The organism is Haloplanus aerogenes, from assembly GCF_003856835.1.
In the GTDB taxonomy this organism is placed as follows: domain Archaea; phylum Halobacteriota; class Halobacteria; order Halobacteriales; family Haloferacaceae; genus Haloplanus; species Haloplanus aerogenes.
In genome coordinates, this window is the sequence record NZ_CP034145.1 from 58,368 (window position 1) to 73,537 (window position 15,170).

12 protein-coding genes are annotated in these 15,170 nt (G+C 66.4%); 1 reads left to right on the forward strand and 11 read right to left on the reverse strand.

Annotation, left to right across the window (positions count from 1 at the left end):
* Window positions 1–49 precede the first annotated feature (49 nt).
* From gcvPB to DU502_RS00320, 5 genes are all read right to left on the reverse strand, one after another.
* On the reverse strand, window positions 50–1,510 hold the full coding sequence (gene gcvPB, locus DU502_RS00300) for an aminomethyl-transferring glycine dehydrogenase subunit GcvPB (RefSeq protein WP_121921250.1): 1,461 nt from the start codon (window positions 1,508–1,510) through the stop codon (window positions 50–52).
* The gene (gene gcvPA / locus DU502_RS00305) at window positions 1,507–2,835 is read right to left on the reverse strand and encodes an aminomethyl-transferring glycine dehydrogenase subunit GcvPA (RefSeq protein ID WP_121921249.1); all 1,329 of its coding nucleotides are present in this window, start codon (window positions 2,833–2,835) and stop codon (window positions 1,507–1,509) included. The genes gcvPB and gcvPA overlap by 4 nt, the downstream gene beginning before the upstream one ends.
* A gap of 72 nt (window positions 2,836–2,907) precedes the next feature.
* A complete protein-coding gene (locus DU502_RS00310; protein ID WP_121921248.1) occupies window positions 2,908–4,077 on the reverse strand; it encodes an iron-containing alcohol dehydrogenase family protein in 1,170 nt (389 codons plus the stop codon).
* Window positions 4,078–4,266: 189 nt separating this feature from the next.
* Window positions 4,267–5,736, reverse strand: coding sequence for a M81 family metallopeptidase (locus tag DU502_RS00315; RefSeq protein WP_121921247.1), 1,470 nt, complete (start codon window positions 5,734–5,736; stop codon window positions 4,267–4,269).
* Window positions 5,729–7,183 carry an aldehyde dehydrogenase family protein gene (locus tag DU502_RS00320; RefSeq protein ID WP_166033593.1) on the reverse strand — a complete coding sequence of 485 codons (1,455 nt, stop codon included), beginning with the start codon at window positions 7,181–7,183 and terminating at the stop codon, window positions 5,729–5,731. The genes DU502_RS00315 and DU502_RS00320 overlap by 8 nt, the downstream gene beginning before the upstream one ends.
* A gap of 198 nt (window positions 7,184–7,381) precedes the next feature.
* Between DU502_RS00320 and DU502_RS00325 the strand changes: the two genes are divergently transcribed.
* Window positions 7,382–8,704 carry a glutamine synthetase family protein gene (locus DU502_RS00325; RefSeq protein ID WP_121921246.1) on the forward strand — a complete coding sequence of 441 codons (1,323 nt, stop codon included), beginning with the start codon at window positions 7,382–7,384 and terminating at the stop codon, window positions 8,702–8,704.
* Here DU502_RS00325 and DU502_RS00330 read toward each other — a convergent pair.
* From DU502_RS00330 to ilvA, 6 genes are all read right to left on the reverse strand, one after another.
* Entirely contained in the window at window positions 8,701–9,414 is a 714-nt protein-coding gene (locus tag DU502_RS00330) for a helix-turn-helix domain-containing protein (RefSeq protein ID WP_121921454.1), read from the reverse strand. The two genes, DU502_RS00325 and DU502_RS00330, sit on opposite strands and share 4 nt — an antisense overlap.
* Before the next feature lie 109 nt (window positions 9,415–9,523).
* Complete coding sequence (locus tag DU502_RS00335) at window positions 9,524–10,330, reverse strand: ABC transporter permease (protein ID WP_121921245.1); 807 nt, start codon at window positions 10,328–10,330, stop codon at window positions 9,524–9,526.
* Complete coding sequence (locus DU502_RS00340; RefSeq protein WP_121921244.1) at window positions 10,327–11,262, reverse strand: ABC transporter permease; 936 nt, start codon at window positions 11,260–11,262, stop codon at window positions 10,327–10,329. Before DU502_RS00340 ends, DU502_RS00335 begins: the two co-directional genes overlap by 4 nt.
* A complete protein-coding gene (locus DU502_RS00345; RefSeq protein ID WP_121921243.1) occupies window positions 11,262–12,323 on the reverse strand; it encodes an ABC transporter ATP-binding protein in 1,062 nt (353 codons plus the stop codon). The genes DU502_RS00340 and DU502_RS00345 overlap by 1 nt, the downstream gene beginning before the upstream one ends.
* Window positions 12,324–12,422: 99 nt before the next feature.
* Window positions 12,423–13,655: an ABC transporter substrate-binding protein gene (locus DU502_RS00350; RefSeq protein WP_121921242.1), complete on the reverse strand. Its 1,233-nt coding sequence runs from the start codon at window positions 13,653–13,655 to the stop codon at window positions 12,423–12,425.
* A gap of 172 nt (window positions 13,656–13,827) precedes the next feature.
* Window positions 13,828–15,045: a threonine ammonia-lyase gene (gene ilvA / locus DU502_RS00355; RefSeq protein WP_121921241.1), complete on the reverse strand. Its 1,218-nt coding sequence runs from the start codon at window positions 15,043–15,045 to the stop codon at window positions 13,828–13,830.
* Window positions 15,046–15,170 lie beyond the last annotated feature (125 nt).

A 15,170-nucleotide genomic window follows, 5' to 3' on the forward strand; every position in this document is an offset into this window, starting at 1 on the left:
GACGCGCCGCAAGATATTAAACTCAGATGACAGGAAAGACGGCTGCGCTCTACTCGTCGAGCGCGTGCCACGAGAGCCGCGGGTTGCGGGCCGCAGTCGCCTGGTCGATCCGCCGGGCCGTCGTCTCCGTCGGCGTCTCCGCCAGCGACTCCTCGTCCATCGCTGCCACCGCGTTGAACGCCGCCGCGAGGTCGTCGAGCCGCCGTTTGGACTCCGTTTCGGTCGGCTCCGTCATCAGCGCCTCGTCGACGATTTCGGGCCACTTCGTCGTCGGCGGGTGGACGCCGTGGTCGAGCATCGCCTTCGCCACGTCGCCCGCGTCCGCGTTCGCGCTGGCGACGAACTCGTGATGGAACGGGCCGTAGGGCACGTCGTACTCGATCTGTGAGGCGAGGTAGTTGGCGTTCAACACGGCCGTCTCGCTCACGTTCTCCAGCCCCTCGTCGCCGTGGCGCAGGATGTAGGCGTACGCCTTCACCAGCACCAGCCAGTTGCCCATGAACTCGTGGACGCGCCCGATGCTGTGGGTGGGTTCGTACGTCTCGTAGCCACCCTCGGCCTCGCGCACCTGCGGCGTGGGGAGGAAGGGCGCGAGGTCTTCCCCGACGCCGATGGGGCCCTGTCCCGGCCCGCCGCCGCCGTGGGGCGTCGCGAACGTCTTGTGCAGGTTGAAGTGCATGATGTCGAAGCCCATGTCGCCGGGGCGGGCCTTCCCGAGCAGGGAGTTGAGGTTCGCGCCGTCGTAGTAGAGCAGACCGCCAGCGTCGTGGACGATTTCCGCGATGGCCTCGATGTCGCGTTCGAACAGGCCGAGGGTGTTGGGGTTGGTGAGCATCAGGAGGGCGGTGTCGTCGCTCACCGCCGCTTCCAGCGCGTCGACTTCGACCCGACCCTCCTCGTTCGAGGGGAGTTCGACCACGTCGTAGCCGGCCATCGCCGCGCTGGCGAAGTTGGTGCCGTGGGCGGATTCGGGGACGATCACCTCGCTCCGGTCGTCGCCGTTTGCCTCGTGATACGCTTTGGCCACCTGAATACCCGTGAACTCGCCGGCCGCGCCCGCCGGGGGTTGCAGGGTCACCGCGTCCATCCCGCCGATGGTCGCCAGCGTCTCCTGCAGTTCGTACAGCAGGTGGAGGATGCCCTGTTTGTCCTCGTCGGCGCGGAGGGGATGTACCCGGTTGCCCGGGTGGGCCGCCACGTCCTCCGTGAACGAGGGGTTGTACTTCATCGTACACGACCCCAGCGGGATGGGCCCGGACTCGATGCCGTAGTTCATCTGCGAGAGCCGGGTGTAGTGGCGGGCCACCTCGGGTTCCACGAGCGACGGGAGTTCGAGTTCGTCCCGCGTCAGGTCGTCGGGGAGCGACGAGTCGACGTCGACGGATTCGGACGACTTCTCGCTCAGGAGCGGTTCGTACTGCCCGCCCGCGTACCAGCGCGCCTGCTGGTGGGGGGCTTCGTCGGGCGCCGTCGCCTCGTCGTCGGCCCGCTCCCGTCCTTCTTGGCTCATGCTGCACCTCCGTACCCCGCGAGCGCGTCGACCAACGCGTCCACCTGCTCGCGGTTGGTGTCGGTCACGCAGACGGCGAGTCGCTCCGTGTCGCCGTCCTCGACGGTACGGAGGGCGAGGCCGGCGTGTCGGCAGTGATCGACCACGTCGGCCGCGGGGGCGTCGGTGTCGACCAGCGCCTCGCGGAAGTGGTGACCGTCGTAGACGGGGGCGGTGAAGCCGTCGAGGGCGTCGATCCGTTCACAGGTCTCCCGAACCCCTGCGACGCACTCCTCGGCCAAGTCGACGAGGCCGTCGGGGCCGAGCCACGCGGCGTGGATGGCCGCCCGGAGCGCCAGCCACGCCTGATTGGTACAGATGTTGGAGGTGGCACGCTCCCGCCGGATGTGCTGTTCGCGGGTCTGGAGCGTCAGCGTGTACGCCCGATTCCCCGCGGCGTCCTCGCTGGTGCCGACGAGGCGGCCGGGCACCTGCCGGAGGAAGTCCTCGCGGCAGGCGAAGAGGCCGAGCCCCATGCCGTACGTCGTCGGTAACCCAAGCACGCCCGCGTCGCCGACGACGATGTCCGCGCCGTACGACTCGGGCGGTTCGAGGACCGCCAGCGCGACGGCGTCGGAGCCGACACAGAACAGGGCGTCGTGCTCGTCGGTGAGGTCACCGACCGCGTCCAGATCAGGTTCCAGCAGGCCGCGCGCGTTCGGCGTCGCGGCGTACACCATCGAGGTGTCGTCGTCGATGCGCTCGGCCAGCGCGTTCACGTCGACGGTGCCGCCGGTAGTGGGGTAGGTGTCGACCGCGATCCCCGGCCCGTCCGTGTAGTTCTCTAGGACCGAGCGCATGCGGTCGGAGATGGCGTCGGGCACCAGCACTGTCTCGCCGCTAGTGGCGCGCACCCGGTCGGCGAGGAGCGCCGCCTCTCCCAGCGCCGTCGCTCGGTCGTACATCGAACAGTTGGCGATGCCCAGCCCCGTCAGTTCCACGACGAGCGACTGGAACTCGAACAGTGCCTGCAGGAATCCCTGCGTGATCTCCGGTTGATACTGCGTGTAACTCGTGAGAAACTCGGAGCGCAGGGAGAGGTGATCGACTACCGAGGGGACGTAGTGGTCGTAGTGACCGCCGCCGAGGAATTCGGTCAGGTCGGGTGACTCGTCGAGGATACCCTCGACCGTCGACCGGGTCGCCCGCTCCGATCGCGCCTCGATCTCGTACTCGCCGTCGAACCGGACCGATTCGGGGATGTCGAACAGGTCGTCGGGGTTCGATACCCCCACCGCGTCGAGCATCGCCGACCGTTCCGCGTCGGAGTGAGTCACGTACGGCATACTAGGCGTACTCGGGCCGCTCGACGTATATATGCGGCGCTGTTGGTCGGTTTTCGTGGTCGATCATGCGGGTTAGGCTCCCGTCTCGAACCGGCCGTCGAAAGCGCGTTCGAGGATGGTCGCCAGGTCGTCGACGTCGGTCGCTCGCGGGTTGCCGGTGAGCGAGCCGTCGTCGATCGCCTGCTCCGCCAACTGCGGGATGGCGTCCCGTTCCGCGGCCGTCTCTGCGAGCGTCTCGGGAATACGCACGTCGGCCGCGAGGCGGCGCACCGCCCGCACCGCCTTCTCTCCCTCCGTCCGCGCCGGCTTCGACGGGTCCACGTCCTCGCCCAGCGCCGCCGCGATAGACACCATCTCCTCCGGCACCTGCGGGAGGTTGTACTCCATCACGTACGGAAGGAGGATGGCGTTCGCGAGGCCGTGGGGCACGCCGAAGGTGCCGCCGACCTGGTGGGAGATGGCGTGGACGGCGCCGAGGCCGGCACCGTTGAAGGCCATACCTGCCTGCGAACTCGCCTTCGCCATCTTCGACAACGCCTCGCGGTCCTCGCCCCGATACTCCACGGCGCGGGGGAGATACTCCCCCACCTTCTCGATGGAGTCGAGTGCGAGCGCCGAGGTCTGGCTCTGGGCCTTGATCGAGACGTACGCCTCGACGGCGTGGGTCAACACGTCCATACCCGTCGCAGCCTTGACCGGCGCGGGCGCACTCGCGGTCAACTCGGGATCGACGATGGCGAGATCCGCCAGCAGGCTCACGTCACCGATCTCCTCTTTGATCGACGTGTCGGAGTCTTTGACGATGGTCCAGTGGCCCACCTCGCTGCCCGTGCCCGCAGTGGTGGGGACGAACACGCTCGGCGGCGGATCGTTGGGGACGTTACCGCTTCCCTCGAAGTCGAGGATGTGGCCGTCGTTGGTCGCGAGGATGCTCGCCGCCTTCGCGGTGTCGATGGAGGAACCGCCGCCGACGCCGAGAATCAGGTCGGCACCCGCCTCGTCGTAGGCCGACGCCGCCTCGTGGACGATCACGTCCGTCGGGTCCGGTTGCACGCCGTCGAAGATGGTGTACGAGCGACCCGACGCCTCGATGGCGTCGAGGAGGGGGTCGAGGACGCCCGCCGCGCGCACGCCCTCGTCGGTGACGACGAGCGGGTGATCGGCATCGAACTCGTCGAGATACTCGCCGAGTTCGGTCACGGAGCCCCAGCCGAAGAGGATCCGATTCGGTACGTTCCACATCTGGTGAGTCGCTGTCATAATGGGTGTGAATGTCTGTCATTGCCCGTGGCCTACGGCCACGGAGTCGGTCGATCGATTCGACGGCACCGACTGTCGAAGGAGCCGCCGCGTATGCCATACGTTCCCGTTTCGGCGCAAGGCCGTTGTGTCACATATCGACGGGCAGTTAAGTCCGCCCTCGGCGAGCGGCTACACCTCGTCCAGCGGGTAGATGGGCCGCGGAACGTGGTCGTAGTCGAACGCCGAAAGATCCGGGCTACAGAGCCCCGGCGTCGCCACCTCGCGCACTCCGCCGACGAAGGGTTCGAACCCCGCGCGGTAGTGGACGGTGCTCTTGAGGACGAGGACGCGCCGCCGTTCAGGCGTGATCCCCTGACTCCGGAACGCCTCCGGATCGTAGGGTTGCTGGCGGTGAGAGCCGACCAGTACGTCGATTCCATCCACGTCGAGAAGCGCCGTCCGGCCGAAGGAGACGGCCAGTCCCGTCGACATCGGTCCCTGATTCCGGTAGTCGCCGTCGGAGAGCAGGCGGACCCGACCCGTCACGTCGAGCGGGTCGCCGTTCTCGCCGCTCCGCCCGCCGAGCGCCAGCGACACCTCCTCGCCGATGCCCGCGTCGACGGCCGCCTCGACCGCTTCGGGGTCGTAGATGGTCGCCAGCGCCGCGTCCTCGACGCCGGCGTCGAGGAGGGCACGGAGCAACACCACGCCGTCTTGTGCGCTCCCGCCGCCGGGATTGTCGGAGATGTCGGCGAGGAGGAGTGGCGCGTCGTCGTCCCACGCCGCCGCCTCCGCCGCGGCGTCGTCGACGCTCGTGTAGTCGCGGTCGAACTCGCCGCGTCGATCCACCGCCTCGTCGGCGAGGGCGCGACAGGTCGCGCGCGCGTCGTCGGCCACCGAGCGATCCGCGACGCCGACGACCGAGAAGCCGGCGTGGTCCACGTCGGCGTAGGCGAACCCGCCGAACACCGACACGTCCGGCACCTCCTCCCCTTCGGCGTCGGCCGACGACGCGAGCAGTGAGGCCATCGGCTCCGTCTCGGTCCGGAGTTCCGGGAGCGGCGGGAGCAGGGGGGCACGCTCCACGATCACCTCGGGGTCGAGGTCGCCACGGAGCGTCGCCGCCATCGCCCGCGCCGCCGTCTCGCCCGTGTCCCCGATGTCGACGTGCGGGTAGGTGTCGTAGCCGAACAGGCCGTCCGCGTGGGTCGCCATCCGCTCCGAAATGTTGGCGTGGAGGTCGAGCGACGCCATCACCGGAACGTCCGGCCCGACCGCGCGGCGCACGCGTTCGAGGATGTAGCCGTCGCCGTCCGGCGCCGCTTCACTCACCATCGCGCCGTGCAGGGCGAGGAGGACGCCGTCCGGGTCCGAATCCTCGATGCCCTCCAGTACCGCCTCCAAGAGCGTCTCTCGGGCGTCGGCGGTAACGGTCCCGCCCGGCGTCGCGTCGGCGGCGACGGTCGGCACGACGTCCCAGTCCGCTTCGTCGGCCACCCGCAGGAACCCACCGACGGCGGTGTTGGTCCCCTGCAGGTCGTCGATCACGTCGTCGCCGTAGTGGAGCGACGCGTCCGCGAACTCGGTCATCCCCGTGGGAAGCGCCGAGAACGTGTTCGTCTCGTGTTCGATCTGGCCGACGAGCACCGTCTCACTCATACGGCTCACCCATCTCGTCGTGTTCGATCACCACGCTGTCGACGGTGGTGAACGCCTCGACGCCCTCCAGTCCACCCTCACGGCCGATGCCGCTCTCCTTGTTGCCGCCCCACGGGCTCTGGGGCATGGAGACGGGGAAGGTGTTGATAGCGACGAGACCGTGGTCGAGTCGGTCGGCCAACTGCGTGGCGTCGATGGACTCCGTCCACAGCGACGCCGCGAGGCCGAACGGCGAGTCGTTCGCCACCTCGATGGCTTCCTCGGCCGAGGAGACGGTGACGAACCCCAGCACGGGGCCGAAAATCTCCTCGCACGCGATGGTCATGTCCGGGGTCACGTCGTCGAAGACGGTCGGCTCGACGAAGTGGCCGTCCGCGAGGTCCGGGTCGTCGGGGACGCTCCCGCCGGTCAGGAGCGTCGCGCCCTCCTCGACCGCGGAGTCGACGTAGTCCAGCACGTCCGCCTGCGCGTCCGCGGAGATGACCGGGCCCATGTCGGTTTCGGAGTCCCGCCCCTCTCCGAGCGTGATCCGCTCGGTCTTCTCCACCACCGCCTCGACGAGTTCGTCGTGCACGTCCTCGTGGACGAGACACCGCGAGGTAGCGACGCAGTTCTGGCCGGCGTTGGAGAAGATGCCGGCGACGACGCCCCGAGCGGCGTTCTCCACGTCCGCGTCGTCGAGGACGATGGCCGGCGCCTTGCCACCGAGTTCCACGTCGACGGGCGTGATGTGTTCGGCGGCGGCTTCGAGGACGCCTCGACCGACACCGGTCGATCCGGTGAACGTGATGGCGTCGACGCCCCCACTGCTGGCGAGTTCCGCGCCCACCTCGCTCCCGGGGCCGGGAACGAGGTTGACGACGCCGTCCGGGGTTGCGTCCGCCATCACTTCGCCCACCCACATCGTCGACAGTGGGGCGAGACTCGGCGGCTTGACGACCAGCGTGTTGCCCGTCGCCAGCGCACTGGCGAACCCACGCGTCCCCAGCAGGAGGGGGTAGTTCCACGGGACGACGTGAGCGGTGACGCCGTACGGCGAGCGCTTGGTGTAGTTGAACCGATTCTCGGCAGTGGGGATGGTGTCGCCCCGGACCTTGTCGGTCACGCCCGCGTAGAAGCGGTACTGGGCGATGGTTTCGGCGACTTCACCCTCGGCGGTCGGGAGGGGTTTGCCCGCCTCGGCCGAGAGCAGTGCGGCCAGGTCGTCGGCCTCGGCTTCGATCCGGTCCGCGATGGTTCGGAGGGAGGCCGCGCGGTCGGCAGGGGAGGACCGTGCCCAGTCGTCGGCCGCGGCGGCCGCGGCGTCGATGGCGGCCGCCGCGTCGTCGGCGTCGCCGCTGGCTACCCGTCCGACCAGTTCCCCGGTTGCCGGGTTCTCGACCGACAGGGTCGACGCCGCCGCGCGTCGCTCCCCGTCGATAACCATGTCGTACTCCTGTTGCTCCATGCGGCGACTCCCCGGCGACTCCGCCTAAGCGTTGTCCACCGGATGTGTGGTCGTTTATAACACATTACGGGACTGGTTCGCAGCGCGGACGGTCACGAACGCGCGCCGACGGCCGGTGGCCCCCGCGCCCTACTTAGTCACTCGTAAGTCGCCGGGTGAATCGCTATGATGTGGTAGACGCCTTGTTACGCTGTTCCAATGACTGAGTACGAACGGGTGCGACTGTTCTGGACGGATCTGAACGGCGTCGCGCGCGGCATCTCCCTGCCGGCGGGCGAGTACGAGGCAGCAGTGGAGGAAGGAGTCGGCTTCGCCAACGGCGTCGCGGAGTTGACGCTCGAACCGGGCCTGCTGGACGACCCGCGATACGGGGCGGAAGGGGGCGACATGATGGCCGTCGCGGACCCCGACTCGCTCCGCGAGGTGGCGTGGGCCGACGACACCGCCGCCGTCTTCTCTAGCCTGACCAACGTCGACGGGACGCCCTTCGATCTCTGTGCGCGCGGCGCGCTCGAACGTGTCGTCGACGACCTGCAAAGCGAGGGCTTTCACCCCTTCGCTGGCGTCGAGGCCGAGTTCTCGGTGCTCAAACCCGACGGCGACGACGGGTGGGAGCCGTACAACACCCGGTGTTCGTACGACATGAGCGCCGTCGACATGGCCGACGACCTCGTCCGCGCGTGGTCCGGCGCGATGGAAACTGCCGGTTCGTCGATGCTGGGCGTCCATCAGGAGTCCCAGCCCGGGCAGTACGAGGTGAACATCCAGTACGACGACGCGCTCACGACGGCGGACTCGCTCATGTTCTTCCGCCACGCCGCGAAGGCCATCGCTCGCGAGCAGGGGTACAAGGCCTCCTTCATGCCCCGACCCTACTCCGGCGAGGACGCCAACGGCCTCCACTTCCACCTCAGCCTGTGGGACGAGTCCGAGTCGGAGAACCTCTTCGCCAGCGAGACGGGCAACCTCCAGTTCCCCGCGGGCAAACACCCCGAAGGCGAGTCCGGTCTCTCGGACACCGCCCGCCACTTCATCGGCGGCCTCCTCGATCACATGCAGGGGCTCACGGCCATCTGTGCGCCGACGGTGAACTCCTACAAACGTCTCCTGCCGGGCATCTGGGCACCCGTCAACGTGGCGTGGGGGCCGGACAACCGCTCGACCGTCCTCCGCGTGCCGCCGGAACTCGGCCACGCGGCCCGCGTCGAACACCGGGTGCCCGACTCGGCGTGTAATCCCTACCTCGGGCTGGCGGCGACGCTCGCGGCGGGGCTGGACGGCATCCGAAACGAGACCGACCCGGGCGACCCGACGCTCGGGAACGCCTACGAGGAGGAGTACGACAGTCTCCCGCGCACCCTCTGGGCCGCACTCGACGAACTCGAAGCCGACGACGTGTTGATCGAGGCACTCGGCGAACCGCTCGTCGAGGAGTTCCTGAAGCTCAAACGCGACGAGTTCGACCGCTACATGGACTCGGTCACGGAGTGGGAAGTCGAGGAGTACCGCGACGAGTTCTAGTCGCGTCGGTCGGCGCTACTCTGGTCCAGCATCGCTCCCACCGCCTCCAGAATCTTCGCCTCCGACCGCCGGAGGTGTTCGCCCACGGTCGACGTGTTCGCGGAGTCCATCTCCGCGAGTTCCTCGATGTTGCACCCGCGGGGCGAGTCGTAGTAGCCGTGTTCGATGGCACGGGCAAGCACCTCCGTCTGTCGGGGCGAGAGATCCTGGACGGCCTGTTTGATCTCCGTGAGCCCCGTGAGCAGCCGACCGAGTTCGGGTTGGCGGAGCGCGTCCACCTCGACGGAACCGATGTCACGGAGTTCGTCGTGGGTCGTACTGACCTCTTCGTGGGTCGAGGCGAGGACGCTCCAGTGTTCGCGGCCGTTGGAAACGGTGGCCGGGATGGTTGGAAAACAGTTGTTCCGCAGGAGGACGTTCAGCACGGGTTCGGTGTCGGTGCGGTAGTCGCCTTCGAGACTGATGAAGGCCGTCTCCCGCGTCTCGTGGTAACTGACCAACTGCGCCGTAGTCATGACTTCGTGGTCACCCAGCCATTCGACGAGTTCGTCGACCCGGTCCTCGTCGATGCCCGTCGCCTCGATCATGGTGATGCTCGTCCCGGTCAGCCGGTACGAGTAGATGATCGTCGCCGAGACACCCGGAAACGCGTCGGCGACCGTCTCGGTCCAACACCCCTTGTGCCTGATTCTGAATGTGTATTCGAGCATCGTCCCACTCCCACGTGGTTCCCGTCGCTTGGCAGCCCACATATTTACGGGTTGTGCTAAAAACCCGGATATGTGCGGGTCGTCGACAGGAAGGAAAGGTGAGTAGCAGTCAGCCGCTCTCCTCGCGGAATTCGACGACGAAGGCGGCGACGACCAGCAGGAGCGAGACGTAGAAGATCAACGACGCGACGGCCGGGACGACCGGCGTGAACCCCTGCGTCATCCGGCCGTGGATCCACGTCGTGATCGTGCTCTGCGCGCCGGAGAGGTAGGAGACGATGTAGTAGTTGTTCCACGACAGGACGAACGCGAAGATGGCGCCGGAGACGACGCCGTCCTTGATGAGGGGGAGCGTGATCTCGCGGTAGAGCGTGATCGTGTCGGCGCCGAGGTCACGCGCCGCCTCCTCGACGTTGGGGTCGATCCCCAGCGCCGTGATGGAGACGACGAACATCACGATGGGCGAGATCCAGACGAGTTCGCCGATGATCGAGGGGACAATGCCGTAGCCGAGTCCGATCACGCTCGCCCACATCGACATCCCGAGTCCGAGGAGGATGAGCGGGAAGAAGATGGGGAGGAGCGCGAGGAGTTTGAACTGCTCCTGCCACGGGAACTCGTAGCGCGTGTACGCGATGGCGCCGCCCGTCCCGATGATCGTGCTGAGGATGGTCACCGGCACCGAGATGCGGACAGTGTTCATGAACGCGGAGCGGATGCTCCCGGACGCGAGCGCCGCCCGGTACCAGTCGAGCGAGAACTCGTAGTCGACGATAGAGAAGAAGCGCCCGTCGTAGAACGAGGCGATCACGAGCGAGAACAGCGGCATGAGGAAAAAGAGCGCGACGAGCGCGACGTAGGCGTACCACGCGCCGGCGCCGAGGCGGTCGGTCAGACTGCGGGATTCGACGCTCATGCGTCACCCCGCGACGCGATTTCCTTCAGGTTGATCGTCCGGAGGATGATGATCCCACAGATCACCGTGATGATCAGGAGGCCTACGGCCTGTGCGGAGCCGAGCGGCCAGTTCTGGCTGTACCCGAACGAGTAGTTGATGTTGCTCGCCATGGTGAAGATGGAGCCGCCGCCGAGGATCTGTGCCTCCACGTCGGCGCCGAGGCTGAGGATGAACACGAACAGCGAGCCGATGATGACACCGGGCTTGCTCAGCGGGAGGATGATCCGCCGGAAGAGCGTCCACCGCCCCGCCCCGAGGTCACGCGCGGCCGCGAGCGTCTCGTCCTCGATGGAGAGCATCGACAGATAGATCGGGAAGAGCATGAACGGCATGTAGACGTACGTCGTCCCGAGGATGATCGTCCAGCGCTGATACATCATCGTGGGGTAGTTCGACACGCCGAACAGGGTCACGACGCTGTCGAGCACGCCGTTTTTGACGAGAAAGAGCGCCCACCCGAACACACGGATGTTGACGCTGGTGAACAGGGGGATGATGAGCACGAGCAGAAAGACCGTCTTGTACCGGTCGATCTTGCGCGCCAGCGCGTACGCTGCGGGGTAGGAGAACACGAGCGTCGCGACGGTCGTGACGGCGCTCACCGCGGTGGTGTTGACGAGTACGTCCCCGTAGACGCCTTCGCCGCTCACCATGCCGCCGATGATCTCGGCGTAGTGATCGACCGTCCACATCGACGGATTCAGCGAGATGGCGTTGCCCGTCTGGAACGAGAAGACGATGATGGCGAGCATCGGCCCGACGAACATGACGAGCAGGAGGATCGAGATGGGAAGCAGGAACACGTACGGCGGGCGGAGCAGCGCCATCAGAGGGTTGTCGCTCTCGGTCGCCGCGCCGACCCGGCCGCGGAGGGTATCTATCGTCGACATTACTCTGGTACCAGGATGGATTTCTCGGCCTCCCACTGGAGGTACGCGGTGTCACCGACCGCGACCGACGCTTCCTCGAAGTGGTCGTAGTCGACTTCGGCGACGTAGTCCTCGTCGGTCGTCGTCGACGAACACTCGACGAGGACGGTGTTCCCCCGCACGAGGATGTTGTCGACGTGGACTTCGGCGCCAATTGGCCGGCGAAGCTCCGCTTCGACCACGCAGTCGTCGTGCCGGACCACGAGGTGACTCGGTTCGTCGTCGACGTGGGTGGGGACGGTCACGGAGCCTTCGAACTCGTCGCTGGTGACGGTCGCCGCCCCCGCGTCGAACTCGACGAGGTCGACGCCGAACACGTTGGCGTCGCCCATGAACTCCGCGATGAACTTGTTGTTCGGCTCCCGGTAGATTTCCTCGGGCGGCCCGGTCTGGATCAGGTCGCCCTCGTCGATGACGAACAGTTTGTCGCTCATGACCAGCGCGGCCTCCAGCGAGTGCGTGACGTAGACGAACGTCATGTCGAGTTCGACGTTGAGGTCGGCGAGTTCGCGCTGGAGCTGTTTCTGCAGCACGTAGTCGAGCGACGCGAGCGGTTCGTCCAGCAGGAGGATGTCGGGGTCGTACGCCAGCGAGCGCGCGAGGGCGACCCGCTGGCGCTGCCCGCCCGACAGCTCCGAGACGTTCTTGTCCGCCTGAATCTCGGGGTCGAGCTGGACCTGTTCGAGCAGTTCCTCCACCTGCCCGTCGACGCTCCGGCCCGTGGTGCGGATGGGGAACTCGATGTTCTCGCGGACCGTCATGTGGGGAAAGAGCGCCCACGACTGGAAGACGAGACTCGTGGGGCGCTCCTGTGGCTTGGTGTCGGTGATGTCCGTGCCGTCGAGCGTGATGCGCCCGCCGGTCGGCTCGAGATGTCCCGCCAGCATATGCAGTAGCGTACTCTTCCCGCTCCCCGACGGCCCGACGATAGTTGCGAACTCGCCGGTCTCGATCTCGAGGTCGACGTCGTCGACCGCGACGAGCGAGCCATACTCCTTTCGTAGATTGGTTGCCTGTAACATTGATAATCGTCGCGGCGCGAGGCCGCTCGTGGTCACGGTCGTAAGTCCATACCAGTGCGACCATACGCGCGCATCGGTAAAGAATTACGACCGTCGCTGTTAGAGCCGGCTCTTCGCCTGCCGCCAGATCGGTTCGAACTTCTCCAGATCCGGAATCCCGGTGTAGAACACCGACCGGTCGATGATATCCCGAACCTCGTCGACACGCAGCACTTCGCGCTGTCGGTCGTTGTAGTTCTCCCACGCCGTCTGGTGCGGGACGACGTTCGTCCCGCCGGAGGTGGGCCAGGAGAGCTTCAGCGCGTTCTCGCCTTTCTGCATGTACGCGAGGTAGTTGTCGGAGACGGTGGGCTGGTCGCCCTTGACGAAGGCCGTCGTCTCCACCCAGATCACGCTCCCTTCCTCGGGAACGATCGCCTGGAACTGGAGGTTGCCGCCGCGGCGGAGCGTCCCGTTGATCCAGTTGCCGGAGATGAAGCCAATGTCGATCTCGCCCGACTTCATCGCCTGATTCATCGACGCGAAATCGGGGAGAAGCGTCTTCGCGTTGTCGAACAGTTCGAACGTGGCCTGCTTGACCTGCTCGACTTCGGCCTCGGTGTGCTCCTTGAACGGGTCGATGCCCTCGCGGAGCATGATGATCTGGATGCCCCAGAACATCAGGTCGTAGACGCCGACGTTGTACTCGTCGGACCACGCGGCGTCGTAACTCATGTACGCGTCCTCGGGGACGGTGTCGGTGTTGACGACGAACGACGCCCACCCGAATCGCTGGGGCGCGCCGTACATCGTGCCGTCGATGTCGAACGTGTAGTCGTCCTCGTTGACGAACGCGTACTTGTACCCGTTCTCCCGCTTGAACAGGTCGATGTACTGGTCGAACGTGTACGGCTTCCAGTCCTCGTAGCTGATGGGCCGGATCAGGTCCGCCTCCGCCAGTCGCGGAATCCACGCCATGTCGAACGTGGCCTGGTGGAACTGCTGCCACTCGCCGGACTGGAGGCGGTTGAACGCCTTCGGGTTCGACGTGAACAGATCCAGTTGCGTCTGACAGTTGAACCGCTCGCGGAACGGGTCCTGGACGTTCGAGGCGTCGTACCCTGTCCACGTGAGGTGGTTGATCGTCTCGCCCGTCTCGTCCTCCTCGGTGGGTTCATAGAGCGCGCCGTCGCCCGGCGCCGGCACCATGGCGAGTTCCTGTGTCCGCCAGCTGTTCCCCTCGCTACCGCCGCCACCGCCGCCGCCGAGACAGCCGGCCGCACCGGCCATCGCGGCACCAGCGGTCGCCGCCTTCAGGTATCGCCGCCGCGTGAGATCGTGATCGTTGGTCATGGTGGGTGGTCGACTCGCGACGAGACACGAACCTCGTCTCCCGCCGCGTCACGATAGGGAATGCAACAGTGTCACAAATCACCATTACGCTGGCTATGTGCGGTCGTTTAAGTTATCGGGAGAGAATCGTCGCTTCGTCTGCCTAATTGGCAAATAGTTGTACGTTTGATCGTCAGTTCACGCGTTCGACTTCATATCCAGCGTCCTCGATGGATTTCATCACCGTCTTTGCGTGATTTTCACCACTCGTGACCACCTGGAAGACGAGATACGCGTCGCCGACGTGGAGGTCGCCGACGGCGCGATCGTGACGCACCGTCCGGATGTTCGCCCCTTGCTCGCCGATGATGCCCGAAATCTTCCCCATCTCGCCGGGTTGATCGTGGATGCGGATGCGCAGGTGAAGGAGCTGATTCCGGTCGGTCAGCGCGTGGGTCAGCACCGTCTGGAGCATCGACATGTCGATGTTCCCGCCACAGAGTAGCGGGACGACCGTCTCCCCCTCCACGTCAACCTGATCGCTCAGCATCGCCGCGACGGAGGCCGCGCCCGCGCCTTCGACCAGTTGCTTCGCGCGTTCCAGCACCGTGAGGATGGCGCGCGCGATTTCGTCGTCGCTCACCGTCACCACCTCGTCGACGTACTCCTCGATCAGGCCGAGCGTCAACTCCGAGATGCTCCCCGTGGCGATGCCGTCCGCGATGGTCTTCGGGGATTCCTCGTCGACCGGCACCCCCTTCCGGAGACTCTCGTGGACCGTCGACGCCAGTTCGGCCTGCACGCCGATCACGCGCACCGAGTCGTCGAGCGACTTCAGCGCCGTGCTGATGCCGCCGATCAACCCGCCGCCGCCGATGGGGACGATCACCGTATCTACGTCCGGTACCTGCTCGTAAATCTCCAGTCCGAGCGTCCCCTGCCCGGCGACGATGTCGGGGTCGTCGTACGCGTGGACGAACAGCATCCCCGGCTCCTCGGCCATCGCCTGTGCGTGCGACATCGCCTCGCCGAAGTTCGATCCGTGGAGTTCGACCGTCGCGCCGTAGCTCCGGGTGGCGTCGATTTTCGCCTGCGGGGCGTTCTCCGGCATCACGATGGTCGATTCCAGCCCGACCGTCGTCGCCGCCAGCGCGACACCCTGCGCGTGGTTGCCCGCGCTCGCTGCCACGACGTGTTTGTCGCTTCCCGCCTCGGCTTCCTGTTTCAGTTTGTTGTACGCACCTCGGGTCTTGAACGACCCCGTGCGCTGGAGATGCTCCATCTTCAGGTGGACGTCCCCGCCGGACATCTCGCTGAGCGAGCGGTTCGTCTCGATGGGTGTCTGCCGGACGATGGCCGGGTCGTCGAACCGGTCGCGTGCGGCCTCGATGTCCGCGAGCGTGACTGTCATGAACTATCCTCTCTCGCAGGGACGGAATAAATGGCGTGTTTACCGCAAAAGGTGGTTAAGTCGGGGCGGCACGTGGTGGGGCCGATCGGTCATACTATCGGCTGTAACGGTACGGACGTACAGCC

What these genes read in the sequence shown, in the direction of transcription:
- DU502_RS00310 (WP_121921248.1), bottom strand. Translation starts at nt 4,077, where the DNA reads ATGTGGAACGTACCGAATCGGATCCTCTTCGGCTGGGGCTCCGTGACC.
- DU502_RS00330 (WP_121921454.1), bottom strand. Translation starts at nt 9,414, where the DNA reads ATGCTCGAATACACATTCAGAATCAGGCACAAGGGGTGTTGGACCGAG.
- ilvA (WP_121921241.1), bottom strand. Translation starts at nt 15,045, where the DNA reads ATGACAGTCACGCTCGCGGACATCGAGGCCGCACGCGACCGGTTCGAC.
- DU502_RS00340 (WP_121921244.1), bottom strand. Translation starts at nt 11,262, where the DNA reads ATGTCGACGATAGATACCCTCCGCGGCCGGGTCGGCGCGGCGACCGAG.
- DU502_RS00315 (WP_121921247.1), bottom strand. Translation starts at nt 5,736, where the DNA reads ATGAGTGAGACGGTGCTCGTCGGCCAGATCGAACACGAGACGAACACG.
- DU502_RS00320 (WP_166033593.1), bottom strand. Translation starts at nt 7,183, where the DNA reads ATGGAGCAACAGGAGTACGACATGGTTATCGACGGGGAGCGACGCGCG.
- gcvPB (WP_121921250.1), bottom strand. Translation starts at nt 1,510, where the DNA reads ATGAGCCAAGAAGGACGGGAGCGGGCCGACGACGAGGCGACGGCGCCC.
- DU502_RS00345 (WP_121921243.1), bottom strand. Translation starts at nt 12,323, where the DNA reads ATGTTACAGGCAACCAATCTACGAAAGGAGTATGGCTCGCTCGTCGCG.
- DU502_RS00335 (WP_121921245.1), bottom strand. Translation starts at nt 10,330, where the DNA reads ATGAGCGTCGAATCCCGCAGTCTGACCGACCGCCTCGGCGCCGGCGCG.
- DU502_RS00350 (WP_121921242.1), bottom strand. Translation starts at nt 13,655, where the DNA reads ATGACCAACGATCACGATCTCACGCGGCGGCGATACCTGAAGGCGGCG.
- DU502_RS00325 (WP_121921246.1), top strand. Translation starts at nt 7,382, where the DNA reads ATGACTGAGTACGAACGGGTGCGACTGTTCTGGACGGATCTGAACGGC.
- gcvPA (WP_121921249.1), bottom strand. Translation starts at nt 2,835, where the DNA reads ATGCCGTACGTGACTCACTCCGACGCGGAACGGTCGGCGATGCTCGAC.